The sequence below is a fragment of the Acidovorax sp. GW821-FHT10E04 genome (genome assembly GCF_059415185.1).
This window is the reverse complement of the sequence record NZ_JBWKMT010000004.1, coordinates 45,360-70,989: the sequence shown is the minus strand read 5'-3', so window position 1 is coordinate 70,989 and position 25,630 is coordinate 45,360. Positions and strand designations below refer to the sequence as shown.

The following is a 25,630-nucleotide window of genomic DNA, read 5'->3' as shown; positions in this document are numbered from 1 at the left end:
GAGGAACGCCGGGCCCGGGCCAGATATCAGGTCAGGTGGCCGAGCACCAGCCGCACCACGCGGCTGCAGCGCACGGCCAGGGATTCGTCGTGCGTGACCATCACGAACGCCGTGCCCTGGTCCCTCGCCAGCTGCATCATCAATTCAAACACGCCGTCGGCCGTGGTGCGGTCGAGATTGCCCGTGGGCTCGTCGGCCAGCACGCAGGCCGGACGGGTGACCAGTGCCCGGGCGATGGCCACGCGCTGGCGCTCCCCCCCCGACAGCTCGGCCGGACGGTGGTGCAGGCGCTCCTTCAGCCCGACGGCGGCCAGCACCTTCGCGGCCTCGTGCTGGCACTGCTCGTACGGCATGCGGCGGATGCGCAGCGGCATGGCCACATTGTCCAGCGCGCTGAACTCGGGCAGCAGGTGGTGGAACTGGTAGATGAAGCCCAGGTGCTGGTTGCGCAGCTGGCCCTGCCGTTCGGCGGAGAGGGACGACATGGCCTCCCCCTTCAGGCGCACGGTGCCCGAGGTGGGCGCATCCAGCCCGCCCAGCAGGTGCAGCAAGGTGCTCTTGCCCGAGCCCGAGGCGCCGACGATGGCCAGCGTCTCGCCCGCGTGGACCCGCAGGTCCACGCCCTGCAGCACGGTCACGTCCAGGCGCCCTTCGGTGAAGCGCTTGGTCAGGCCGTGCGCCTCCAGCACCACCGGGCCATTCAAGCCCGCGTGGGCGGCGGGCGCCGCCTCGAAGGGCCGCGGGGACACGCCGGTGCCGAGCGTGGGGGTCGTATTACTCATAGCGCAGGGCCTCGGCAGGATTCACACGGCTGGCACGCCAGCTGGGGTAGAGCGTGGCCACGAAGGCCAGCACGAGCGAGATGATGCCGATGGGCAGGATGTCGCTGCTCTGCGGCTCGCTGGGCATCTTGCTGATCAGGTAAATGTCCTTGGGCAGGAAACTCGCGTTCAGCGCCCTCTCGATGGCCGGCACGATCACGTCGATGTTGAAGGCAATGGAGAGCCCCAGCAGCAGGCCCACGGCCGTGCCGATCACGCCCACCATGGCGCCCTGCACCACGAAGATGCCCATGATGCTTTTCGGGCTGGCGCCCAGCGTGCGCAGGATGGCGATGTCGGCGCGCTTGTCGGTCACCGTCATCACCAGGGTGGACACCAGATTGAACGCCGCCACCGCCACGATGAGCGTGAGGATGATGAACATCATGCGCTTTTCAAGCTGCACGGCCGCGAACCAGGTGCGGTTCTGCTGCGTCCAGTCGCGGATGAGCAGCTGGCCGCTTAAGGACCCCGCCAGCTGCTGGGCCACGTCGCGCGCCTGGTGCAGGTCCTTGAGCTTCAGGCGCACGCCCGTGGGGCCTTCCAGGCGGAAGATGCGCTGGGCGTCCTCATGGTGCAGCAGCACCAGCGCCGAGTCGTATTCGTAGTGGCCGGAATCAAACGTGCCCGCCACCGTCATCTGCTTGAGGCGTGGCACCACGCCCGCCGGGGTCACCTGGCCCGCGGGGGCGATCAGGGTGACCACATCGCCGGCGCGCACGCCCAAAGCGCGGGCCAGCTCGCCGCCCAGCACCACGCGGAATTCGCCGGGCACCAGCAGATTGAGCGTTTTTTCGTTGGTGGCGGCCAGGTCCGTCACCGCGCCTTCCAGCGCCGGGTCGATGCCGCGCACCAGCGCGCCCTTCATGTCCTCGCCACGCGCCAGCAACGCCTGCGCCGCCACGAAGGGTGCGGCGCCCACAACGTTAGGGTTCTGCTTGGCCTCGGCCAGCGTGCGCGCCGGGTCGGGCAAGGCAGCGCCCTGGGGCGCAAAAATCTCGATGTGCGAGACCACGCTGAGCATGCGGTCGCGCACTTCCTTCTGAAAGCCGTTCATCACCGACAGCACGATGATGAGCGCCGCCACCCCAAGCGCGATGCCCAGCATGGACACGCCCGAGATGAACGAGATGAAGCCATTGCGCCGCGTGGCGCGGCCCGCGCGCGTGTAGCGCCAGCCCAGGGCCAGTTCGTAGGGGATTTGCATGAATAAGGAAAGAAGGCACTGCAGGGTGCGGAATGCACGCCACAGGCCGGCAAGATTGTGGCATCCCGGACAATAGGCCCATGTCGGACACCACCCATTTGCTCATTCCCTACGCCGCCAGCGCCTCCCCGGGATGCCAGCAAGCCCTGCAGGGCCTGGCCCTGCCCCACCTGGACCGGCTTCTGGCCCGGCTCAGCCCCCATCCCGCCCAGAGTGACAGCGGCGAGGAAACAACCTTCTCCGCCCCCCACGAACGCGCCCTGGCGCGCGCCCTGGGCCTGCCTGCGCAGGACGGCCGCATCCCCTGGGCCGCGTGGCACCGCCACCAGCAGGGCCAGCCCGCCGATGGAGCGGCCTGGGCCTTTGTCACGCCCTGCCAGTGGCAGGTCAGCACCGACCACGTCACGCTGCGCGACCCTGAACTCCTGGGACTGGACGAGGCCGCATCGCGCGCGCTGCTGGCCATCGTGTCCCCCTGGTTCGCCGAAGACGGCATCACCCTGCACTACGACCAGCCCACGCGCTGGCTGGCCCGCAGCCCGCTGTTTGCCCTGCTTGCCACCGCCTCGCTGGAACGCGTGCTGCTGCGCGACGTGCGCGCCTGGATGCCGGATGCGCGCGAGGCCCGCACGCTGCACCGCCTGCACAGCGAGATGCAGATGCTGCTCTACACCCACGCCTTCAACGACGAGCGCACGGCGCGCGGGCTGCCGGTGATCAACTCGTTCTGGGTGCATGGCACCGGCCCCCTGCCTGTGCCCGCCCCCACCGCCGCCACTGCGCCGACGGTACCCACCACCCTGCGCGGCGCGGCGCTGAATGAAGACTGGCGCGCCTGGGCCGCCGCCTGGACCGCGCTGGACGCAGGCCCCGTGGCCGGCCTTCTGCGCAAGGCCGAAGACGGCGTGCCGGTGCAACTGACACTGTGTGGGGAGCGCAATGCGCTGGCCTTCCACAGCGCGCCCCGCACGCTGGCCCAGCGTTTTCAAAGCCTTTTCAAGCCCCAGCGCTTTACAGAACTGCGCGAGAGGCTATGAAAATAGTAGCAAGAGACATCCCCCCCCGCGCCGCCTGGGCGCTGGAGCAAGCCGGCGTGCACCCGCTGCTGGCCCGCCTGTATGCCGCGCGCGGCGTGCGTGCCAAGGACGAGCTGGACGACGGCCTGGGCCGCCTGCTCCCTCCCTCGGGTTTGAAAGGCATTGACACCGCCGCCCGCCTGCTGGCCGACGCCATGGCGCAAAACAAGCGCCTTGTCATCGTGGCCGACTACGACTGCGACGGCGCCACCGCCTGCGCCGTGGGCGTGCGCGGCCTGCGGTTGCTGGGCGCGCAGCACGTGGACTACCTCGTGCCCGACCGCGTGACCGACGGCTACGGCCTCACGCCCCCCATCGCCCGGCGCGTGGCCGAGCGCGGCGCCGACGTGCTCATCACCGTGGACAACGGCATCGCCAGCGTGGACGGCGTGGCCGAGGCCAAGGCGCTGGGCCTGCAGGTGCTCGTGACCGACCACCACCTTCCCGGGCCCGAACTGCCGGCGGCCGACGCCATCGTCAACCCCAACCAGCCCGGCTGCACGTTCGAGAGCAAGTCCATGGCCGGTGTGGGAGTGATGTTCTACGTGCTGCTGGCGCTCCGGGCCGAGCTGCGTGCACGCGGAATCTTTGATGCGCCGAGTGCCGCCGGGCCGCCCCAAGGCGCGAGCGCCCCCCTGGGGGGCAGCGAACCACACGTAGTGGGGAGCGTGGGGGCGCACCAGCCCTTGCAACCCAAGCTCGATCCGCTGCTCACGCTCGTGGCGCTGGGCACCGTGGCCGATGTGGTGAAGCTCGACGCCAACAACCGCCGCCTGGTCGCCCAGGGCTTGAAGCGCATCCGCGCGGGCCAGATGCCCGCAGGCATCGCCGCGCTGTTCCATGCCGCAGGCCGCAAGGCCCCGGTGGCCACCACGTTCGACTTTGGCTTTGCGCTGGGCCCGCGCATCAATGCCGCGGGTCGCCTGGCCGACATGACGCTGGGCATCGAATGCCTGCTGACCGACGACGCAGGCCGCGCCGCCGAGCTGGCGGGCCTGCTCGACGGCATCAACCGCGAGCGCCGCGAGATCGAGGGCGGCATGCGCGACCAGGCCATGCTGATGGCCGAGAGCCTGTTCCAGGAAGACGAGGAGCCGCCCCCGGCCATCAGCGTGTTCGACCCCGACTTCCACGAAGGCGTGGTGGGCATCGTGGCCAGCCGCATCAAGGACAAGCTGCACCGCCCCACCTTTGTCTTTGCCGCCAGCAGCGCGCCGGGCAAGGAGCACGAGCTCAAGGGCTCGGGCCGCTCCATCCCCGGCTTTCACCTGCGCGATGCGCTCGACCTGGTGGCCAAGCGCCACCCGGGCGTGCTGCTGAAGTTCGGCGGCCATGCCATGGCGGCGGGCTGCACCGTGGCCGAAGAAGCGTTCGAGGTGTTCGAGCGCGCCCTGGCCCAGGTGGCGCAGGAATGGCTCGATGCCTCCACCCTCACCCGCCGCATCGAAACCGACGGCCCCCTGGCCCCCGAATACTGCCGCGCCGACATGGTGGACACCCTGCACCACGAGGTCTGGGGCCAGGGTTTTGCGCCCCCCACGTTCAGCGAAGAAGTGCAGATCGTGAGCCAGCGCCTGGTGGGCGAGTCCAAGAACCATCTGTCGATCAAGCTCATGCACCAGGGCAACCCGGTGGATGCCATCTGGTTCGGCCACACCGAGCAACTGCCCGCGCGCGTGCTGCTGGCCTTCCGCCTCGATGTGAACGAGTGGAAGGGCGAGCGCAAGGTGCAGTTCCTGGTCGAGGGCGCGCAGCTCTGAGGACTGCGCGCGCGGGTCACTGGCGGCGCTGGCGGATCGCCGTCACCGGCTCCCCGCCCTGGCCCCAGTTTTCGGGGTCCACTTCGTCAATGATGACCGTCACGGTCTCGGGCCGCTTGTCCAGCACCTGCTGCATCAGCTGGGTGACGCCGGCGATGAGCGCCGCCTTCTGCGCAGCCGTGGTGGGCAGGTCGCGCCGGGCGAGGCGGATGTTGACGAGGGGCATGGGCAAGTCCTTTTCGGGGGTGCGCGGAAACGAACGGCGCACAAGGCGCCACAGGAACCAAGGCAGCGGGGCCGCCTTGATGGAGAAGGCGGTAGACGGCGCGATGAAATGGGCCGCCCGCGCACGGCTGGCAAGCGCTGGAAGCTATCTATTTAGCAGCAACCAGCCCAACCCAGTGGCGGCCGTCAGAAGCTCTCCCAGTCGTCATCGCCGCCACGGGAAGCCGCCGCCGGCGGTGGCGCGGGCCGGGCCGCCGGGGCTGCGGGCGGCGCAAGCCGGGCCGGGGCCGGTGCTGGAGGCCGTGCAACGGCGGGTTTGGCCCCCGCCACGCGCGGGTGGTGGGTGGCGGCCACCTTGGCCGCGGCCGGCCGGGGCGCGGCAGCGGGCGCCGGCCGGGGTGCTGCTGGCGCGCGCACCGCGACCGCGCCCACGTTGAACACCGACACCACCTCGGCCAGCCTCTGCGCCTGGTCGCGCATCGAGGCTGCAGCGGCGGTGGACTCTTCCACCAGCGCCGCGTTCTGTTGCGTCATCTGGTCGAGGTGCGTCACCGCCTGGTTCACCTGGGCGATACCGTCGCGCTGCTCTGTCGAGGATGCCGTGATCTCTCCAATGAGGTCGCTCACCCGCTGCACGCTCGCCACGATTTCCTCCATGCTCTGGCCCGCCTGCGCCACCTGGGCCGACCCCGATTCCACGTTCTGCACCGAGGCGCTGATCAGGGTCTTGATTTCCTTGGCCGCCTCGGCACTGCGCCCGGCCAGGCTGCGCACTTCGCTGGCCACCACCGCGAAGCCCCGGCCCTGCTCGCCCGCGCGGGCCGCCTCCACCGCAGCATTCAGCGCCAGGATGTTGGTCTGGAAGGCAATGCCGTCGATGACGCCGATGATGTCGTTGATCTTGCGCGAGCTGTCGGTGATCTGCTGCATGCTGGTGACCACCTGGCCCACCACTTCGCCACCGCGTGCCGCCGCCTGCGCGGCCGTTCCGGCCAGCTGGTTGGCCTGGCGCGCGGTGTCCGCCGACTGGCTCACCGTGGCCGTCAGCTCTTCCATGCTCGCCGCCGTCTCTTCCAGGTTGGAGGCCGTCTGCTCCGTGCGCGCCGACAGGTCATGGTTGCCGTTGGCGATCTGGATCGACGCCGACGACACCGAGTCCACCCCCGAGCGCACCTCGCTCACCACGCCGCGAAGGCGTGCCGACATGGCCGACAGCGAACGCAGCATGTGGCCGAACTCGTCCTTGCGGACGGATTGCAGCTCCTGGGTGAGGTCGCCCGCCGCGATGGCGTCGATGGTGTTCACCGCCTCATCCAGCGGAAGGGTGATGGAGCGCACCAGCTTCCAGGCCAGGAACAGCCCTACGGCCATCAGCACCAGCGAGGTGATGATTCCCCAGATCGCGTATTCCACGCGGCGCGCCGAGGCGTCGGCGCGGATGGCGTCGCGGCGCGTCTCGAGCGTGGCGACGAAGTCGTCCTGCGCCTTGAGGTACTTGGTGACCAGGGGGGCGAATTCGTTGTCGGCGAACCGCTGGGTCGCCACGGCGTCGCCGGCGCCCTTGAGCTCCCAGGTCTTGGCGGTGGCCGCCAGCACGGCCTTGCGGGCCTCCAGCACCTTGTCCAGCGCAGCCTTTTCCTCGGGGGCGGTGGCCGAGGCCACGATGCCTTCCTGCACCTTGTTGATGTTGCCGATGATCTCCTTGACCTTGGCGCCATACTGCTCGGCCAGCACGGCATCCGTGGTCACGGCGCCGCCCATGACCATGGTGACGGCCGTCTCGGTGGCGCCGCGCCAGCGCACGGCGGCGGAGATGCGCCCCTCGATGTCCACGACGGCGTCGATCGCCGAGGACATGGAGCTGTTGGCCCGGTTCTGGGCAAAGCCCGAGAGCAGCAGCATGCCGATCATCAGGCCCAGAAATGCGCCCCACAGCTTGCGGGAAACGCGGATATTGTCGAGTTGCATGGGTTGTTCTTCCTCGTGGATCTGTAGTGTTTTCATGCAAGGCGAGGTTCGCCAGGGAAACATCCGATTACATCAGCAAACAACCCATAGCCTACGCCAGCCCGGCGCGCCGCCACGCCAGCACCTCACCGGGAGAAACCCGCATTCCCCACCGGCGGCCACGCGGGCGCACGCCGGGCACGGACCGCGAGCGGCGCAAACGGGGCACAGAGGTGGAACGGGGGAGGCAAGAGTCAGGGCGCCAGCGCCTCCTGGCGCCTGTTCTTGCAAAAACGGCCTCCAGCGCTTGATGGTCAAGCGCCTTCAGCTATTATTTCGAGAGCAATCAGTTCGGTAGCGGCCAGGGCCTCCACCCCGGATCAGAAGCTTTCCCACTCATCGTCGTTGCCTCCCGAGGTGGCGCGTGGCGCCGGTGGGTGAGATGGTGCCGGGGCAGCCGCCTTGGGGGCGGCGGCCGGCGCGGGGGAAGACAGCCGCGCGGCCGCTGGCGCCTTGGCGCTGGCCGCGGGCTTGCCGCTGGCACTGGTACCCACGCGGGCCTTGGCGGCGGGGGCGGGCCTCGGCGCCATGGCGGGTGGCGCGGAACGGGCGGGCGCGGTGGGAGCCCGGCTGGCCACGGCCCCCACGTTGAACATGGCCACCACCTCGGCCAGCCTCTGCGCCTGGTCGCGCATCGAGGCTGCAGCGGCGGTGGACTCTTCCACCAGCGCCGCGTTCTGTTGCGTCATCTGGTCGAGGTGCGTCACCGCCTGGTTCACCTGGGCGATACCGTCGCGCTGCTCTGTCGAGGATGCCGTGATCTCTCCAATGAGGTCGCTCACCCGCTGCACGCTCGCCACGATTTCCTCCATGCTCTGGCCCGCCTGCGCCACCTGGGCCGACCCCGATTCCACGTTCTGCACCGAGGCGCTGATCAGGGTCTTGATTTCCTTGGCCGCCTCGGCGCTGCGCCCGGCCAGGCTGCGCACTTCGCTGGCCACCACCGCGAAGCCCCGGCCCTGCTCGCCCGCGCGGGCCGCCTCCACCGCAGCATTCAGCGCCAGGATGTTGGTCTGGAAGGCAATGCCGTCGATGACGCCGATGATGTCGTTGATCTTGCGCGAGCTGTCGGTGATCTGCTGCATGCTGGTGACCACCTGGCCCACCACTTCGCCACCGCGTGCCGCCGCCTGCGCGGCCGTTCCGGCCAGCTGGTTGGCCTGGCGCGCGGTGTCCGCCGACTGGCTCACCGTGGCCGTCAGCTCTTCCATGCTCGCCGCCGTCTCTTCCAGGTTGGAGGCCGTCTGCTCCGTGCGCGCCGACAGGTCGTGGTTGCCGTTGGCGATCTGGATCGACGCCGACGACACCGAGTCCACCCCCGAGCGCACCTCGCTCACCACGCCGCGAAGGCGGTCTGACATGGCCGACAGGGCCCGCGTGAGCATGCCCAGCTCGTCCTTGCGGTCGTCGTGGATGTTCTGCGTGAGGTCGCCCGCCGAGATGGCCTCGGCCAGGGCCACCGCGCGGTCCAGCGGCGCCGTGATGGAGCGCACCAGCATCGCGGCCAGCAGCATGCCCAGCAGCACCACGGCGACGGCTGCCACGGCACCGATCAGCACCAGGTTGCCGCGCGTGTCGTGCGCCGCACGGACGGCTTCGTCGCGCTGGCTTTGCTGCGCGGCCACGAACTTGTCGATGGCCTCCAGGTAGGCCACGGCCTTGGGGCGGTAGACGTTCGCCAGGTACGCCTGCTTGGCCGCCGCATCGCCCGCATCCGTCAGCTCCTTGAGCTTGTCGGTCTGGCCCCGGATATCCGCACGCGTCGCCGCCACCTGCGCGAGCGCCGCCTTGTCCTCGGGCGAGACGGAGGTCTTGTTGATCTTTTCCTGCACCGGCGTGATGCGCGCGGTGAGCGCGGCCACCCGGGTGTCGAAGTCGGCCTTGAGCGCCTGGTCGGTGGTGACGAAACTCGCCATCGACATCGTCACGGCCACCTCGGCCAGGCCGCGCCAGGTCACGGCGGTGGTGATGGCGGCTTCGTATTTTTCCACGGCCTCTTCGGTGGACGCCGTCACCTGCCGGCCGTACCACTGGGTCCAGATGGCCGAGACCAGCATGAGCGCCAGAAGGCCCAGGATGACGCTCCACATCTTGTGGGACACGCGCAGGTCGTTGAATTTCATGGTTGCTCCTTGGAACGCCTACGATGGTCTGAAAGGACTGCCCGGCACATGGCCCCGGCCGAGGTTGCCGGGCCGCCGGGCGCAATGCCCCTGACTGCAGTGTTGCTGGGTTCGGCAAGGCACGTTATCGGTACAAGCCCTAAAATGGCCTCGTGACAACCATACTCAACGCCGACCTGCACTGCCATTCCGTGGTATCCGACGGAACCATGACCCCCGAGGACCTGGCCGCGCGGGCCAGGGCAAACGGTGTCGAGCTGTGGGCGTTGACCGACCATGACGAAATCGGCGGCCAGCACCGCGCCCGCGCAGCCGCCCACGCACAGGGCATGGCCTATCTCACGGGTACCGAGATTTCCGTCACCTTCGCCGACACCACCGTCCACATCGTCGGCCTGGGGTTCGACCCCGACGACGCGCAGCTGGCCCAGGGCCTGGCCGCGACCCGGGGCGGGCGCGGCGAACGCGCCAAGGACATGGCCCAGCAGCTGGCCCAGGTGGGCATCCAGGGCGCGTATGAAGGCGCCCTGCAGTTCGTGGGCAACCCGGCACTGATCTCGCGCACGCATTTCGCTCGCTTCCTGGTGGAAACCGGGGTCTGCAAGGACACCTCCGAGGTGTTCCGCAAGTTCCTCACCGAAGGCAAGCCCGGCTACGTGCCGCACCGCTGGGCGTCGCTGGGCGACGCCGTGCGCTGGATCACGGACGCGGGCGGCATGGCGATCATTGCCCACCCGGCGCGCTACAAGTTCAGCGCCAATGAGGAATTCGCGCTGTTTTCCGAGTTCAAGACCCACGGCGGGCGCGGGGTGGAGGTCGTCACCGGCAGCCACAGCGCTGCCGAATACGTCACCTACGCCGGCATGGCGCAGGAATTCGGCCTGGCCGCGTCGCGCGGCAGCGACTTCCACAGCCCCGATGAATCGCACACCGACCTGGGCACCCTGCCGCTGTTGCCCGGCGCGCTGACACCCGTGTGGGAGCTGCTGTCCGACCGCATCCTCCATCCGGCCAACGCCTGAGGCGCACCCGTTCATGGCCCAGTATTTCGAAGTCCATCCCGACAACCCGCAGCCCCGCCTGCTCAAGCAGGCGGCGGCGCTGCTGCAAAAGGGCGGCATCGTGGCCGTGCCCACCGACTCCAGCTATGCCCTCGTCTGCCACCTGGACGACAAGGACGCCGTGGACCGCCTGCGCCGCATCCGCCAGGTGGACGACAGGCACCACCTCACGCTGCTGTGCCGCGACCTGTCGGAGCTGGCCAACTATGCGCGCGTGGACAACCGGCAGTACCGCCTGCTGAAGCTGGGCACGCCCGGCCCCTACACCTTCATCCTCGAAGCCACCAAGGAAGTGCCGCGCCGCGTGAGCCACCCCTCGCGCAAGACCATCGGCCTGCGCGTGCCCGACCGCAAGGGCCTGCAGCTGCTGCTGGAGCTGCACGGCGCTCCCTTGCTGGCCACCACGCTGATACCCGCTGGCGAGACGGAACCGCTGAACGACCCGCAGGAAATCCGCGAGCGCTATGAAAAGCTGGTGGATGCCGTGGTGGATGCGGGCGCCTGCCCGCTGGAGCCCACGACGGTGGTGGACCTGACCCCCATGGGCACCGGCGGCGAACCCGAAGTGATGCGCGAAGGCCGGGGCAGCTTGAAGGCTCTGGGGCTGTAAAAACTGCAGGCCCGGGGGCCCGCCCGGCGCCCGCGCAGAGCGGTCTTGAGGATCGGCAAAAGCGCCTTTCAGGCTACCGCGCCCAAAAACCGGCGCTGCCAAAACCAGCGCCACCGTGGAACTGGCTCCGCCAGGCCACCGGTGGCGTCCCCCGGAGGGGGAAGCGGCGCAGCCGCTCAGGGGCTACAGCTTGAACGCACCCACGGCCTGCTCCAGGTCCCGGGCCTGCGCGGTGAGCGAGGTCGCGGTGGACACGGCGCTCTGAACCAGCGCGGCCGTTTCCTGCGTGGAGCCATCCATGTGCGACACCGCCACATTCACGTGGCTGATGGCCTCGCTCTGCTCGCGCAGGGCGATGGAGATTTCCCCCAGCAGCGCGCTCACCTGGCCCACGGCGGTCACGATTTCGGCCATGGTCTTGCCAGCCTTGCCCACCTGGCCGGCGCCGCTCTCCACCTGCTCCACCGACGCGCTGATGAGCGCCTTGATCTCGCGCGCGGCGACCGCGCTGCGCTGGGCCAGGTTGCGCACCTCGCTGGCCACCACCGCGAAGCCCCGGCCCTGCTCGCCCGCGCGGGCGGCCTCCACGGCGGCGTTCAGCGCCAGGATGTTGGTCTGGAAGGCAATGCCTTCGATGACCTGGATGATGTCCACGATCTTGCGCGAGCTGCCGCTGATGGCCTGCATGGTCTGCACCACCTCGCCCACCACGGTGCCGCCGTGCTCGGCGATGGCCGAGGCCTTGACGGCCAGGCCGCTGGCGGAATGGGCGCGCTCGGCATTCTGGCGCACGGTGGCGGTCAGTTGCTCCATGCTGGCCGCCGTTTCGGTCAGGGAGGACACCTGGTCCTCCGCACGGCGGGACAGGTCGGTGTTCCCATGGTCGATGTTCACCGCGGAGGCGCTGATGGCATCCGCATCCTGCTTGATGCGCGACACCAGGTCGGTCAGCGTGTCTTCCATGGTGCCCAGCGCCCCCAGCAGCCGGCCGAAGTCCCCTTCCAGGTCCGAACTGAATTCCTGGCTCAGGTCGCCCGAGGCCACGGTTTCGGCGATCAGGATGGCCTGGTTGAGCGGGCTGACAATGCCGCTGCGCAGCGTGAGAAAAGCCACCAGCGAGAGCGCGAACACCGCCAGCCCGCCGCCCACGATCCAGCCGCGCGCGCCTTGCAGGTGCTCCTGCGCCTGCGTGGCCTTGGCCGTGCGCTCACCGTCCGCGGCGGCGTTGCTGGCCGTGGACACCGCGCCGCGGTAGGCGTCTTCGGCCCGGCCGATCCTGGACATCGCCATGCCCATGGTCAGCGCCACCAGCAGGGCGATGCCCCCGAACGCAAGAATGAGGCGGGTTCCGATTTTGAGGTGATCCAAGGGCACGGGAATGTCTCCGAAAGGGGTCTGCGTAGTATGAGTGTGGGCCAGAGCGCAAGAAAAGGGCTGGACGCGAGCCCAACAGATGCAATTCGTTACGCCATGCCACATGCTATCAACGATTTGTCCGCCACTCCCGATCTTGTCGTACCACTGGCCGTCACGCTGCCCGGCCGGCCCCTCCTCCCGCGCGGCCCGGGACCCATGCCACGCGTCTGAGACAATCGACAGGTGGACATCTCCAATCTCATCCAAACCGTTCTGATCTACGCCCTGCCGGTGCTGTTCGCCATCACCGTGCACGAGGCAGCCCATGGCTACGCCGCGCGCCACTTTGGCGACAACACCGCGTACATGATGGGCCGGATCACCCTCAACCCGCTCAAGCACATCGATCCGGTCGGCACCATCCTGATGCCGCTGCTGCTGTACTTCGCGACCTCGGGGGCCTTCCTGTTCGGCTATGCCAAGCCCGTGCCGGTCAACTTCGGCAACCTGCGCAACCCCAAGAAGCACATGGTGTGGGTGGCGCTGGCGGGGCCCGCCTCCAACTTCATCCAGGCCATCGTCTGGGCCGTGCTGCTGGTGTCCCTGGTGGGCTTTGGCGTGGACGAGCGCTTCTTCATCGAAATGGCCCGCGCCGGGGTGCTGGTCAACCTGGTGATGTGGGCGTTCAACCTGTTTCCGCTGCCTCCGCTCGACGGCGGGCGCATCCTGGTGGGCCTGCTGCCCTGGAAACAGGCCCACATGGTTTCGCGCATCGAGCCCTGGGGCTTCTTCATCGTGATGGGCCTCGTGATCGCGGGCGTGGTGGGCACGCTGTGGCTGCGCCCGCTGATGTCGCTGGGCTACGGCGCCATCAACCTGCTGCTCACGCCGCTCACCGCCTTGCTGCGTTGATCGCCTTTTCTCCCTCTTTTTGCTGACACCGTCTCCATGAGCACCACGCGCTTTCTCACCGGCATCACCACCACGGGCACGCCCCACCTGGGCAACTTCGTGGGTTCCATCCGCCCGTCCGTGGCCGCCAGCCTCACGCCCGGCGTGCAGAGCTTCTACTTCCTGGCCGACTACCACGCGCTCATCAAGTGCGAAGACCCGGCGCGCATCCAGCGCTCCACGCTGGAGATCGCGGCCAGCTGGCTGGCCGCAGGGCTGAACCCCGAGAAGGTCACGTTCTACCGCCAGTCCGACATCCCCGAAATTCCCGAGCTGACCTGGCTGCTGACCTGCGTGACGGGCAAGGGCGTGCTCAACCGCGCCCACGCCTACAAGGCCAGCGTGGACAAGAACACCGCCGCCGGGCGCGAACAGGACGACGGCGTGACGGCCGGGCTGTTCATGTACCCCGTGCTCATGGGCGCCGACATCCTGATGTTCAAGGCCCACAAGGTGCCCGTGGGCCGCGACCAGATCCAACACATCGAGATGGCGCGCGACATGGCCGCGAGCTTCAACCACCTGTATGGCGAGCATTTCGTGCTGCCCGAGGCGGCCATCGACGACCATGTGGCCACCCTGCCCGGGCTGGACGGCCGCAAGATGAGCAAGAGCTACGACAACACCATCCCGCTGTTCAGCTCGCGCGAGCAGCTCAAGAAGCTCATCGGCGGCATCCTGACCGATTCGCGCGCGCCCGGCGAGCCCAAGGAGGTCGAAGGCTCCGCGCTGTTCCAGATCTACCAGGCCTTCGCCACGCCCGCGGAGACCGAGGCCCTGCGCAAGGCCTACGCCGACGGCATCGCCTGGGGTGATGCCAAGAACACCCTGTTCGAGCGCGTGGACCAGGTGATCGCCCCCATGCGCGCGCAGTACGAGGAACTCATCCACAACCCCGCGCGCATCGAGCAGACCTTGCTGGCCGGTGCCGAACGCGCCCGCGCGCTGGCCACGCCGTTCATCCGCGAGCTGCGCGCCGCTGTGGGCCTGCGCAGTCTGGCCCAGGCCACGGCGGCGCCCAAGCCCGCCAAGGCCGCGAAGACAGCGCTGCCTTCGTTCAAGCAATACCGCGAAGCCGACGGCAAGTTCTACTTCAAGCTCGTGGATGCAGACGGCCGCCTGCTGCTGCAGAGCACCGGCTTCGATGCGCCCAAGGAAGCCGGCCAGGCCATTGCCCAGCTGCAAAAGGACAGCACGGCGCTGCAAACCCTGGCCCCGCGCCTGGCACCAGTGGACGGCGTGCAGGCCGCCGAGGTGGCTGCCGCCCTGCAGGCCCTGGCCGAGGCAGCCGCTGCGGCGTAAGCCGGGCACTCTGGCCGCGCCTGGGCACTGCAAGGAAATGCTCTTTTTTTCATAGCAATCAAGGCTCATGGTGATTGCGCCCGGGGCCTGAATAGGTAAAAAATGGCGCCGCGCGCCGTGTCTTGACGGCTACGAGCATGCCTGGCGTGCGGGCATGTGCGTAAACTGGGTTCCCTGATCTGCTCGGGAGACTTCCATGAAACTGCTGTGTGCCTCGGTGTCAGTGCTGGCCTTGCTCGCCGGCTGCAATGCGACCAACCCCTATGGCCCCTCGGGTCCCATGGCCTCGGGCCGCGACCGCACTTTCAGTGTGCCGGTCTATGGCCCAGACACCTCCCAGGCCTACGCCGCGGCCAGCCGCGAATGCCAGCGCATGGCCCTGCACGCCAAACTGCTGCGCAACGACGGCTCGCGCCTGGTGTTCGAATGCGTGAGTGAGTTGCAGGACAAGCCTTGAGGCCACGCGCCCGCGCCGCCCCATTGCCGCCGGCATTGCCCGCATTGCCGTCAGTTCGCCGTGGGGCGCTGATAGTGGTGGTGACTGCGCTGCTGGCCGGCTGCCAGCACCCACCGGCAGCGCAGGACGCGCGCCCCGCCACGGCCCCCTGGATCAACAGCCTGGGCATGGCCTTTGTCCGGGTACCGGCGGGCAGCTTCTGGATGGGTGGCGTCCCGCCGCTCGAGACCCTGGAAAAAGCCTTCCCGCTGCTGGAGCGCCAGCGCTTGACCGACCTGGCAGACGAGTCCCCGGCCCACGAGGTGCACGTCACCCGCGCCTTCTACCTGGGCCAGCACGAGGTCACGGTGGGGCAGTTCCGGCGCTTTGTCCAAGCATCCGGGTACCAGCCCGAGTCCGAGGCGGACGGCACCGGCGGCTATGGCTACAACCCTGCCTACGACCCGGCCACCACGCGGCGCGGCGATGCGTTTGAGGGCCGCGACCCGCGCTATTCGTGGCGCAACCCCGGCTTCGCGCAAGGCCCGGACCACCCGGTCGTCAACGTGACCTGGAACGACGCCCAGGCCCTGGCCCGGTGGCTGAGCCGCACCGAAGGCCACCGCTACCGCCTGCCGACCGAGGCCGAATGGGAGTACGCCTGCCGCGCGGGCACCCGCACCCGCTACCCCCACGGCGATGACCCGCAGGGGCTGCTGCGCACCGCCAATACCTTCGACCAGGAGGCCGCCCCCCTGTGGCCCCGCTGGCGGCAGCACGCGCTGGGGGGCAGCGACGGCCACGCCTTCACCGCGCCCGTGGGCAGCTATGCGCCCAATGCCTTCGGGCTGCACGACATGCTGGGCAATGCCTGGGAATGGGTGTCGGACTGGCACGGGGACACGTACTATGCACAGTCTCCGCACGACGACCCGCAGGGGCCCGACGAAGGCTCGGTGCGCGTGCGCAGGGGAGGCTCGTGGCACACATGGTCGTTCTACGCGCGCTGCGGCTACCGCAACTGGAACAGCCCGCAGACCCGCTACACCCTGGTCGGCATGCGGCTGGTGCGCGAGATTGCCCCAGAGTCCCGCCCCTTGGCCCCCGACCGCTGAACGGCGCCCGCCCTTCCCCGTCCCCGGCGCGCCACAAACCGTCAACAAATGTCAACTTGCTGACGACACCGCGTGCCCGCCCCCTCGGAGGCGGTGGTTCTCGCAAATAATCCGCAATTGCATTCTCGACGGGGGAAACCATGCGCATAGCCGCGTTGGACGACGATGCGCTCCAGCTGGATCTGATCAAACAGGCCACGGAGGCAATGGGCCATGTCTGCCACACCCATCTCAATGGCGCGGACCTGCTGCGTGAAATGCGCCGCGAAACCTTTGACCTGCTGATCGTGGACTGGCACCTGCCAGACACCACCGGGCCGGAAGTGGTGCGCTGGGTGCGCAAGAACGTGGGCACCCAGTTGCCCATCCTGTTCGTGACGCACCGCCAGGAAGAGCGCGACATCGTCGAAGGCCTGGGCAGCGGCGCGGACGACTTCATGGTCAAGCCCGTGCGCATCGGCGAGCTCAATGCCCGCGTCTCGGCCTTGCTGCGCCGCGCCTATCCGGACAATGCGGGCAGCGTGGTGGAGTTCGGGCGCTACCGCTTCCTGTGCGAGACCCGCTCCATCGAAATCGACGGTGTGCCGGTGGAGCTGAAAAACCGCGAGTACGATCTCGCCCTGTTCCTGTTTCAGAACATGGGCCGGCTGCTGTCGCGCGACCACCTCAAGGACATCATCTGGGGCCAGGTCGCGGATGTGATGTCGCGCTCGCTGGACACCCACATCTCGCGCCTGCGCACCCTGCTGGACCTGCGGCCTTCCAACGGTTTCATCGTCTCGGCGGTCTACGGCGTGGGCTACCGTTTTGAAGCCGTGGAGGCCCAGCGAAGGGCCTGACCCGAACCACCTTCCACGGCCCCCAGAGGGCGCCGTGGCCTGCCCAGCCGCCCGAGGCGGCACAAAGGAGATCTGACTTGGCAACGATGAAAGGGCGCGTCCGCTGGACCCTGGGCGCCACCGCGGCACTCACCCTCGGCTTCCTGGCGAGCCTGGTGCCCCCCCGCGCCGAGGCCCGCTCCGCCACGCCCCAGGGCGACGAGATTCCCCACACCGTGCAGGCAGGGGACACGCTCGAAGGCCTGGCCAGATCCTATCTGGCCGCCCCCCACCAATGGCCGCTGCTGCAGGCCCGCAACAAGGTGGCCAACCCCCGGCGCCTGCAGCCGGGCTCGGTGGTGTGGATTCCGGTGCACCTGCAGCCTTCGGAGCCGGCCACCGTGGAGTTCGTGCACGGCATGGCCACCGGGCAGGCGCGCGCGGATGCCGCGCCGGAGCCCCTTGTGAAGGGCGGCCGGCTCGATGAAGGCGCCGTGGTGCAGGTCGGCCCCGATGCCTTCGTGGCCGTCAAGCTCGCGGATGGCACGGTGGTGCGGGTCCAGGCCCATTCCGAGCTGCAGCTGCGGCAGCTGCGCCGGCGAGGGCGCGCGGGCAGCCTGCAATCGGTGCTGGAGATGCGCAGCGGCGCGGTGGAGTCCTCGGTGCCACCCAGCGCCGAGGCGTTTCGCCGCTTCGAGCTGCGCACGCCGCTGGCCGTGACCAGCGTGCGCGGCACCCATTTCAGCGTGGCGATGGGCGACGCCGGCCAGACCACCGCCTCGGTGCAAAGCGGCTCCGTGGCGGTGCAGCCGCGCCCGGGCGGTGCCGCCCCCGCGCCCACCGGCGCCATGCTCGCGCCGGGCCAGGGCCTGGCCGTGGCGGCCGATGGCACCGTCGGCGCCCCCCGGCCCCTGCTGGCGGCGCCCGACACGTCGGGCGTGCCGGCCACGCTGGGGGATGCGGGCCTGCTGGCCATCGACGTGCCCGCGCTGCCCGGCGCGGTCCGCTACGAGGCCCAGGTGGCCCGGGACCCGGATTTCACCCAGGTGCTGCGCCACGGCCGCTTCGCGGACGGCCAGCTGCGCTGGAAAGCCCTGGAAGACGGCAAGTACTACCTGTCCGTGCGCGCACTGGACGATGCGGGCATCCCGGGGCTGCCCGCCGTGCTGCCCTTCGCGATCAAGACGCGCCCCGTGGCGCCGCTGTACCAGCAGCCCGCGCCCGGCGCCGTGGTGGTCAGCGGCACGGGCGAGCTGCTGTGCACCCACGTGCCCGGCGCGCGCTGGTACCGCGTGCAGGTGGCCGGCAGCGCCCAGTTCGCCCAGCCGCTGCTCGATGCGCAGCGCCTGGGCGAGTGCCGCCTGCCCCTGGGTGCCCTGCCCGCGGGCAGCTACTTCTGGCGCGTGGCCAGCCTGCTGGAACTGCCCGATGGCCAGGCCGACCAGGGGCCGTTTGCACCGCCCCAGCCCTTCATGGTGGCGGACCGCCCCGCCACCCTGTCCCTGCAGTCGGTGCAGGCACAGGAAGGCGACACCGACGTGCGCCTGCACTGGCCTGCGCTGCCCGGCCAGCGATTCCGCCTGCAGCTGGCCGGTGCCGGCGACCTCGCATTCGACAAGCTCGTGCTCGACACCCTGCTCGATGCTCCCGAATGGCGGGCCGGCAACCTGCCCGCGGGCAGCTACCTGGTGCGCATCCAGGTGCAGGATTCCACGGGCCTGCAAAGCGACTTCTCGCCGCCACGCCAGATCCGGGCGGGTTCAGGGGTCAGCACGGGCACCGGCCTGCCGGTCTCCACATCGAACGGCCAGCCCGTGGGGCGGCCTTGAGAGCCCGCCCGCGCCCCAGCCCGGCACCGCGCCCGCAGCCCAGGGCACGGAGAGGCTGAGCCGATGCGGACCGCCGGACGGACCCGGGGCCAGCAGCGGCGCCTGGAATGGAGCCTCCTGTCCATCGCCCTGCTGGGGCTGGTGGCGTGGCTCAGCACCGCCGACAGCCTGAGCCGGGTGAACCACCTGGTGCAGGACGCCGGCCTGCGCCTGATCTCCCGCCCCGCGCACCCCGACATCGTGATCGTGGCCATCGACGACCCCAGCATCGCGGCGATCGGCCGCTGGCCCTGGCGGCGGGCGCTGCACGCGGAACTGATCGCGCGGGTGTCGGCCCAGCAGCCCCGCGCCATCGGCATGGACGTGCTCTTCAACGAGGAGGACCTGGACTACCCCGGCGACGACGTGCTGCTGGCCGACGCCATGCAGCGCAGCGGGCGCGTGGTGCTGCCGGTGCTGCGGCGCGGCCATGGCCCGGCCGCCGACACGGCCGACCTGCCCTGGCCCGCGTTCGCGGATGCCGCGGCCCGCCTGGGCCACGTGCACGTGGTGCCGGACAACGACGGCGTGGTGCGCAGCCTGTACCTGCAGGAAGGGCCGGCCGCGGCGCCCTGGCCCCACTTCAGCATGGCGCTGCAGTGCGTGGCGGACCCCGCCCTGTCGCACTGCGCCGCCCCGCGCGCCGGGCCGGGGAACGCCGAGCCCGCGCGCATGGCGGCCCCCGGCCCATGGCAGCGCGCCGACCGCACCCTGATTGCCTACGCTGGCGGACCGGGCCACTTCACCACCTACTCGTACATCGCAGTCTTGCGCGGCCAGGTCCCCGCGGATGCGTTTCGCGGCAAGTACGTGCTCGTGGGCGCGGCCGCCGCCGGCCTGGGCGACATGTTTGCCACCCCCATGAGCCAGCAGTCGCGGCTCATGCCCGGCGTGGAGGTGGTGGCCCAGGTGCTGGACGGCCGCCTCTCGGGTGTGCGGATCCAGCCAGCCGCCCCCGCCCTCAACACCTTGTTCAACCTGGCCCCGGTGGCGGGCGCGCTGCTGGCCCTGCTGCTGGTGGGGCCGTTCATCGCGCTGCTCACCAGCGCGGGGCTGGGGGTGGCCACCCTGCTGCTGAGCGTGGCCCTGCCCTGGTGGGTGGGCCTGCAGTTCGCGCCCGCCGCGGCACTGACCGGGCTCGTGCTGGCCTACCCCCTGTGGAGCTGGCGCCGCCTGAGCGCGGCCGCCCACTTCCTGCGGCTGGAAATGGAGCGCCTGCAGCGCGACGGCCTGTCGATGCGGCTGCAGCCCCGCACGGGCGATTCGGGCGATTTCCTGGAAAAACGCATCAACGCCGTGGAGCGCGCATCCCGCCAGCTGCGCGACCTGCACCACTTCGTGAGCGAGAGCCTGCAGCAGCTGCCCTCGCCCACCATCGTCTGCGACCCCCAGGGGCGGATCCTGCTCACCAACGTGGCAGCGCGCCGCCATGTGGGCGGAGACCCGCTGGTGCCGCTGCAGGGGCAGTCCGTGGTCGACCTGCTTCACGACCTGGTGCAGACCGGCACCGGACAGCCGCTCATCACGCAGGACAAGCTGCTCAACCAGTGCATGCCCGAACAAAGCGAAGGCAGCGACGCCCAGGGCCGCAGCCTGCTGGTGCAGTGCAGGCCCTTCACCGACCTGGCCAAGGCGGGCTGGTTGATGACGCTGGTGGACCTCACCGAGATGCGGCGCGCACAGCTGCAGCGCGACCAGGCGATGAATTTCATCTCGCACGACATCCGCACCCCCAATGCCTCCATCCTGACGCTGCTGGAAATGCAGCGTGCCTACCCCGGCCGCATGCCGGGCGACGAGCTGATGCTGCGCATCGAGCGCTATGCGCGCGCGTCCCTGGGCATGGCGGAAAACTTCGTGAAGCTGGCCAGCGCCGAGACGCAGGAATACCGGATGGCCCCCCTGGACCTGGTGGCGGCGCTGGCCGAAACGGTCGACGACATCTGGGCCCTGGCCCGCGACCGCGGCGTGGAGGTCACCATCGCCGCCGCGCCGGAGACCGCCCCCGCCGTGGGCGACCGCGCCATGCTGTGCCGCGCGCTGGCCAACGTTCTGCACAACGCCGTCAAGTTCAGCCCCGAAGAAGGCGTGGTGCAGTGCTCCATCGTGCAGCGGGGCCGCCATTGGGTCGTGTCGGTGCGCGACGAAGGCCCCGGCATCGCCCCGGAACTGCAGGGCCAGCTGTTCGCGCCGTTTCGCCGGCTGCATGACCGCAGCCACCCCGCCATCGGAGGCGTGGGGCTCGGGCTGGCGCTGGTGCACACGGTGATCCAGCGCCACGGGGGGACACTGGAAGTGGACAGCGATGCGGGGCGCGGGGCGGAGTTCAGGCTGGTGCTGCCGCTGCGGGCATGATGACCGATGCAGGCCGGCAACCCGCAGGTTGCCAAGCTCCAATTTGCTGCACATTCAATAGCATGTCGCGCTTGTGCATCAAGCGCCATCGGCACTTTTTGCTCCTGCTTGCCAGCCTCTTCCCCGGCGCATCCGCCACCTGCCAGTTTCTGGGCTGGGCACGCCGCGCCGCGCATGCGGGGCCGCGGGAGGGGCTTTCTTCAGCCCGTGCCCCCCGCATCCTGCGGTGTCGGCGCCTGGGGCAGCGCAAAGCTGAAGGTGGCGCCCGCGTTCAATGCGCCGAGAGCCCACACGCGCCCCCCATGCCGCACCACGATCCGCTGCACAAAAGCCAGGCCCACCCCCGTGCCAGGGAACTCCTCGGCGGTGTGCAGCCGCTGGAACAGTTCAAACAGCCGGTCCACCCTGGCCATGTCGAACCCGATGCCCTGGTCGGCCACCTGGTAGACACATTCACCGCCGTCCCCGCTGCCGGAAATCTGGATGTGCGCGCCCTGCGGGCCGCTGTACTTGACCGCATTGGAGATCAGGTTCACCCACACCTGCCGGAGCAGGGCCCGGTCGCCCCAGCCTTCCGGCAGCGACGCCACCGCGAACGCGGCATCGCGCCCCGGTCCGGTGTGCCGCACGTCCGCGATGACCTGCTCGACCAGGGCATTCATGTCGACGCGGGCAGGGTGCATGGGCTGGCGCCCCAGGCGCGCGAAATCCAGCAGGTCGCGGATCAACTGCCCCATCTTTCGCGCGCTGTCGTCGATCACCTTGAGCATCCGCCGCGTTTCCGCATCCTGGTGGCTGTCGGAACGCTCGAGCAGCATGCCCGCGAACCCCTGAATCACGCGGACGGGCGCCTGCAGATCGTGCGATATGGAATAGGAGAAGGCGTCCAGCTCCCGGTTTTTCTCCACGAGTTCCGCCGCCTGGGTCTGGATCTGCCGCCGCTTTTCTCGCTCCGCCTGGTAGGCCGCCGCCAGCCTTGCGTGGAGCATCGTGTTCTCCACCAGAAGCACCGCCAGCAGCGCCGTGGAGGCCATCAGCCCGTACAGGCGTCCGGCGTAGAAACCCAGGTCGAAGCGTCCGCCGTTGAGCACGGCGGAGAGCGCGATGTCAAACAGCCACGCGCACATGGTGACCACGAGCAAGAGGTCCAGCACCACCAGCGGCCTGCGCCGCAGGAGCAGCAGCAGCGCGACCACGCTGACGCCCCAGACGGTGGTGACGACGGCCAGCATGGTCGGCGTGTACCGGCTGCCCTGCATGATCGGTGGCAGCAGCGACTGCCCCACGGTCGCCAGCGCAGTGAGGGCTGCCACGGCCGCCAGCACGGCGGCCACGCTGATCGCGGTGGAAAAAAGAAAACCCGCTTGCGCGGGCGCGGCTTCGGGCTGGCTGGCCGCCGCTGGCTTGCTCAGCGCGTACCCAATCACCGCCGCCGGGAACCCGGCGTGCCAGAACATGTACAGCCAGGCAGTGCTCTGCGGCCCCGCGCCCAGCCAGCCGCCCTCGGCGACCAGGCCCGGAAACGTGAGCGCGTGCGTGATCGCCACCAGGGCCGTGAACAGGTACCCGCAGGCCAGAACGCGCAGGCCAGCATGCCCCAGGATGCGGTACTGGCCCCACAGCATGACCGCGGTGATCAGATCGCTCAGCACCAGGGCGGATTGATAGGCGGGGATGAACGCGCCCATCTTTGGCAGGGGCAGCTTGGCGAAGGGCATGGCCGCCAGAAACAGCACGGCCGACACGACAACGGCGCCCAGGGCCCAGCGCCGTCCCACGGGGCCCGCGGGTGCCATTGCCAAGAAAATTGGTCGCTCTGGAGTGGTTGCCTCGGTGCCCATGGTGGTTTTGCACACGTCGAATGCCGCAGAAACGCCAGGAAAATCCCTGCCCGGCGGCGCGGCGCCCCATGCCCGGACAAGGTCCATCATGGCCCAAGGCGCCCAGAGTGCAAAGAAAAAACGCTCTGTACGGACCCGGGGTTCCGCGCAAGGCCATGCACCGCGCGGGCACGCGCCCGGCGGCGGGCCCGCACAGTTGCTTTTGCGCCCGCTGGGCGGCCTGCAGGGCCATTGCGGTTGACGCGCATCCACGCCAGCAGCAAAATTCGCACACCATAGTTTCAATTTTTTACAAATACGCACCTGCTTGTGACCTGGGCCGCGCCCCACCCGCCTGCCCCCGACTACAGCCCACAAGGCGAGTTTCCCGATGACGCGCAACCTCCAGACAAGCCCTGCGGCCCTGCCCACGCTCGAACCGCAGCGCGCGGCCAGCCCCGCCAGCACATCGCCGCCAGCCCCAGCAGCCACGAAGTGGGCACGGCCGTACCTGTCGGTGCGGTGGAAATTTGCGTTCGCATTGTTCGCCGGGGTGGTGTGGATGGCTTTTTCCATCTATGCCGCGGATGCCTGGGTGCACGATCTGGCGCGGGTCATCAGCCCGTGGGCGGCCTACCCGGTGATCTACGGCATCGCGGTGGTGCCGGGCTTCATGAACGCATTCCTGGTGGTCAGCCTGCTGCTGGACCGGCGCCCCGCGGCAAGACACTCCAGCGCGCGCCTGCCGGGAATCACCATCCTCGTGGCGGCCTACAACGAGGAGGAAAGCATCGTCTCCACGATCGAGAGCATCGCGCGCCAGGAGTACGAGGGGCCGTTGCAGGTCGTGGTGATCAATGATGGCTCGAAGGATTCCACCGCCGAAAAGCTCGCGGGCCTGAACTATCCGTGGCTGCAGGTGCTCAACCTTGAACACAACGTGGGCAAGGCCAACGCGCTCAACGCCGGCCTGGCCCTGGTCCGCCACCACCTGACCATCACCGTCGACGGGGACTCCTACCTTCACCACAGCGCGCTGCACAACCTGGTGCGCCGCTACATGAGCGATCCGCCCAACACCCGTGCCGTGGCAGGCGCGGTACTCGTGCGCAATTCCCGCAAGAACATGGTCACAGCCATTCAGGAATGGGACTATTTCCATGGCATTGCCGCCATCAAGCGCCTGCAGAGCCTGTACCAGGGCACCCTCGTGGCCCAAGGCGCGTTTTCCGTGTACGACACGGCCATCCTTCGCGAACTCGGCGGATGGGCCCATACGGTGGGTGAAGACATCGTGCTCACATGGGCGATCCTGGAGCGCGGACATCGCGTCGGCTTCGCGGAGAACGCCTGCCTTTTCACGAACGCACCCGATACCTGGCTGCAGTTCATCCGCCAGCGCCAGCGCTGGTCGCGAGGGCTCATCGAAGCCTTCAAATCGCACTGGCGCCTGCTGTTCAAGCCGCGCATGACCACCTTGTTCATCTGGTGGAACCTGCTGTTCCCCTACATGGATCTGGTCTATACGTTCGCCTTCGTTCCAGGCCTCGTGCTGGCGCTGTTTGGCGTGTACTGGATCGCGGGGCCCATGACGCTGCTGGTGCTGCCGCTCGCTATGATCGTCAACTACCTCATGTTCACCGTCCAGGCCAAGATGTTCACCGAACAGGGGCTCAAGGTCCGCCGCAACGTGCTGGGGTTTATCTTCTACGCCTTGTTTTACAGCGTGGTGCTGCAGCCCGCATGCGTGCTGGGCTACATCAAGGAACTGGTCAGCCGGTCAAAGAATTGGGGTACGAAATGAAGGGGCGTTTCATTGGCGCGCTGGCGGTGCTCTGTGCCTGCGGCGTGCAGGCACAGTCGGTTTCGGGCTCGTTCTTCGCCAGCCGCGATTCAGACGACTTCCATGAAAGCAGGCAGACACTGGGCTATGCGAATGCCGCTGGCTGGGGCCTGCGCGCCGGAACCCTGCGCTACACGGCGCCGGGTTGGGCGGCCAGCGGCAGCCTCGCGGCAGGCACCTACAAGCAAACCAGCAAGGAACGCACCATCGACGCCAGTCTGGGCGCCGCCCGCGTGGCGGGCACCAGCTACCTCGTGGGGGGGCTCGACTACATGGAGCGGCTGACCCCTTCCACGGCGCTGGGAGTGAGCGTGGAAAGAGACCTGGTGAACTCCATCCGAGGCATCGAGAACGGCACGCATTTCACAGCCCTGGCACTGGTTCTCGACCACGCCTTCACCGAGCGATTCAACGTCGGGGTGGCGGCAGGCACGGCGCTGTTCTCCAACGACAACAACCGCCCGATACTGCGCACCCGCTGGAACTACTCGCTGGACGAACGCTATGGGCTCAATGCCTACATAAAAACGCGCAGCTACCACAACACCAACGCCTACCGGCCAGAGTACTTCTCACCAGAGCGGCTGCATGAGGCATCGGCGGGCCTGTCGTCACGGTTCGAGGTGGCGCAGGTGGTGGTGCTGAGCGCCAGCATCGATGCCGGCCAGCAGCGCGTCGATGGCGCGTCGGAGCCGATATGGCGGGGCGCCATCGGCCTCGCATCACGGCGCAGCAGCCCGGTCCAGTGGTTTGTCGGCATCGAGGCCAGCAACACGGCGCCCTTGTTCTCCGGCCAGGCCGGGTCATACCGGTACACCAGCGCTTCCGGGCGGGTGAGCCTGCCCTTCTGATCACCGATGAGGCCGGGCACATGCG

The 25,630-nt window shown here is 69.0% G+C and carries 20 protein-coding genes; 13 read left to right on the top strand and 7 right to left on the bottom strand.

The annotated features are described in order from the left end of the window. Positions 1-26 precede the first annotated feature (26 nt). Together lolD and AC07OC_RS13785 are read right to left on the bottom strand one after the other, a co-directional pair. Positions 27-782: a lipoprotein-releasing ABC transporter ATP-binding protein LolD gene (gene lolD / locus AC07OC_RS13790; RefSeq protein WP_492245911.1), complete on the bottom strand. Its 756-nt coding sequence runs from the start codon at positions 780-782 to the stop codon at positions 27-29. After that, a complete protein-coding gene (locus tag AC07OC_RS13785) occupies positions 775-2,028 on the bottom strand; it encodes a lipoprotein-releasing ABC transporter permease subunit (protein WP_218295771.1) in 1,254 nt (417 codons plus the stop codon). Before AC07OC_RS13785 ends, lolD begins: the two co-directional genes overlap by 8 nt. Positions 2,029-2,108: 80 nt before the next feature. Between AC07OC_RS13785 and AC07OC_RS13780 the strand changes: the two genes are divergently transcribed. After that, positions 2,109-3,065, top strand: coding sequence for a phosphoglycerate mutase (locus AC07OC_RS13780; protein WP_494601516.1), 957 nt, complete (start codon positions 2,109-2,111; stop codon positions 3,063-3,065). After that, positions 3,062-4,864 carry a single-stranded-DNA-specific exonuclease RecJ gene (recJ, locus tag AC07OC_RS13775; protein WP_218339979.1) on the top strand — a complete coding sequence of 601 codons (1,803 nt, stop codon included), beginning with the start codon at positions 3,062-3,064 and terminating at the stop codon, positions 4,862-4,864. The genes AC07OC_RS13780 and recJ overlap by 4 nt, the downstream gene beginning before the upstream one ends. 16 nt (positions 4,865-4,880) lie before the next feature. Here the strand turns inward: recJ and AC07OC_RS13770 are convergent, their stop codons facing one another. From AC07OC_RS13770 to AC07OC_RS13760, 3 genes are all read right to left on the bottom strand, one after another. Beyond that, positions 4,881-5,090: a tautomerase family protein gene (locus AC07OC_RS13770; protein ID WP_218339977.1), complete on the bottom strand. Its 210-nt coding sequence runs from the start codon at positions 5,088-5,090 to the stop codon at positions 4,881-4,883. Positions 5,091-5,275: 185 nt separating this feature from the next. After that, the gene (locus AC07OC_RS13765; protein WP_218339975.1) at positions 5,276-7,057 is read right to left on the bottom strand and encodes a methyl-accepting chemotaxis protein; all 1,782 of its coding nucleotides are present in this window, start codon (positions 7,055-7,057) and stop codon (positions 5,276-5,278) included. A 359-nt stretch (positions 7,058-7,416) separates the two neighbouring features. Then, positions 7,417-9,219, bottom strand: coding sequence for a methyl-accepting chemotaxis protein (locus tag AC07OC_RS13760; protein ID WP_218339973.1), 1,803 nt, complete (start codon positions 9,217-9,219; stop codon positions 7,417-7,419). A gap of 152 nt (positions 9,220-9,371) precedes the next feature. Here AC07OC_RS13760 and AC07OC_RS13755 point away from each other — a divergent pair, with 152 nt between their 5' ends. Continuing rightward, positions 9,372-10,241, top strand: coding sequence for a 3',5'-nucleoside bisphosphate phosphatase (locus AC07OC_RS13755; RefSeq protein ID WP_218295777.1), 870 nt, complete (start codon positions 9,372-9,374; stop codon positions 10,239-10,241). Between the two features lie 13 nt (positions 10,242-10,254). Next, entirely contained in the window at positions 10,255-10,890 is a 636-nt protein-coding gene (locus AC07OC_RS13750) for an L-threonylcarbamoyladenylate synthase (RefSeq protein WP_218295778.1), read from the top strand. Between the two features lie 183 nt (positions 10,891-11,073). On the opposite strand, the gene AC07OC_RS13745 is transcribed toward AC07OC_RS13750, so the two are convergent. Beyond that, complete coding sequence (locus AC07OC_RS13745; RefSeq protein WP_369643118.1) at positions 11,074-12,264, bottom strand: methyl-accepting chemotaxis protein; 1,191 nt, start codon at positions 12,262-12,264, stop codon at positions 11,074-11,076. Positions 12,265-12,489: 225 nt separating this feature from the next. Here AC07OC_RS13745 and AC07OC_RS13740 point away from each other — a divergent pair, with 225 nt between their 5' ends. From AC07OC_RS13740 to AC07OC_RS13710, 7 genes are all read left to right on the top strand, one after another. After that, a complete protein-coding gene (locus AC07OC_RS13740) occupies positions 12,490-13,158 on the top strand; it encodes a site-2 protease family protein (RefSeq protein WP_218295780.1) in 669 nt (222 codons plus the stop codon). 36 nt (positions 13,159-13,194) lie between these two features. Beyond that, entirely contained in the window at positions 13,195-14,499 is a 1,305-nt protein-coding gene (locus AC07OC_RS13735; RefSeq protein WP_218339971.1) for a tryptophan--tRNA ligase, read from the top strand. Positions 14,500-14,695: 196 nt separating this feature from the next. Then, positions 14,696-14,956 (top strand): hypothetical protein, encoded by a 261-nt coding sequence (locus AC07OC_RS13730; protein ID WP_015013035.1) that lies wholly within the window; start codon positions 14,696-14,698, stop codon positions 14,954-14,956. Between the two features lie 167 nt (positions 14,957-15,123). Then, a complete protein-coding gene (locus AC07OC_RS13725) occupies positions 15,124-16,050 on the top strand; it encodes a formylglycine-generating enzyme family protein (RefSeq protein ID WP_218340272.1) in 927 nt (308 codons plus the stop codon). A 140-nt stretch (positions 16,051-16,190) separates the two neighbouring features. Then, a complete protein-coding gene (locus tag AC07OC_RS13720) occupies positions 16,191-16,889 on the top strand; it encodes a response regulator transcription factor (protein WP_218339969.1) in 699 nt (232 codons plus the stop codon). Positions 16,890-16,975: 86 nt separating this feature from the next. After that, entirely contained in the window at positions 16,976-18,697 is a 1,722-nt protein-coding gene (locus AC07OC_RS13715) for a FecR family protein (protein ID WP_218340271.1), read from the top strand. A 63-nt stretch (positions 18,698-18,760) separates the two neighbouring features. Further along, positions 18,761-21,091, top strand: coding sequence for a CHASE2 domain-containing protein (locus tag AC07OC_RS13710; protein ID WP_218339968.1), 2,331 nt, complete (start codon positions 18,761-18,763; stop codon positions 21,089-21,091). Between the two features lie 200 nt (positions 21,092-21,291). On the opposite strand, the gene AC07OC_RS13705 is transcribed toward AC07OC_RS13710, so the two are convergent. Further along, the gene (locus AC07OC_RS13705) at positions 21,292-22,887 is read right to left on the bottom strand and encodes an MASE4 domain-containing protein (RefSeq protein ID WP_255591128.1); all 1,596 of its coding nucleotides are present in this window, start codon (positions 22,885-22,887) and stop codon (positions 21,292-21,294) included. A 415-nt stretch (positions 22,888-23,302) separates the two neighbouring features. On the opposite strand from AC07OC_RS13705, the gene AC07OC_RS13700 reads away from it, so the two are divergent. Next, positions 23,303-24,715: a glycosyltransferase family 2 protein gene (locus AC07OC_RS13700; protein ID WP_218339965.1), complete on the top strand. Its 1,413-nt coding sequence runs from the start codon at positions 23,303-23,305 to the stop codon at positions 24,713-24,715. Then, positions 24,712-25,605: a hypothetical protein gene (locus AC07OC_RS13695; RefSeq protein ID WP_218339963.1), complete on the top strand. Its 894-nt coding sequence runs from the start codon at positions 24,712-24,714 to the stop codon at positions 25,603-25,605. Before AC07OC_RS13700 ends, AC07OC_RS13695 begins: the two co-directional genes overlap by 4 nt. Positions 25,606-25,630: the final 25 nt, after the last annotated feature.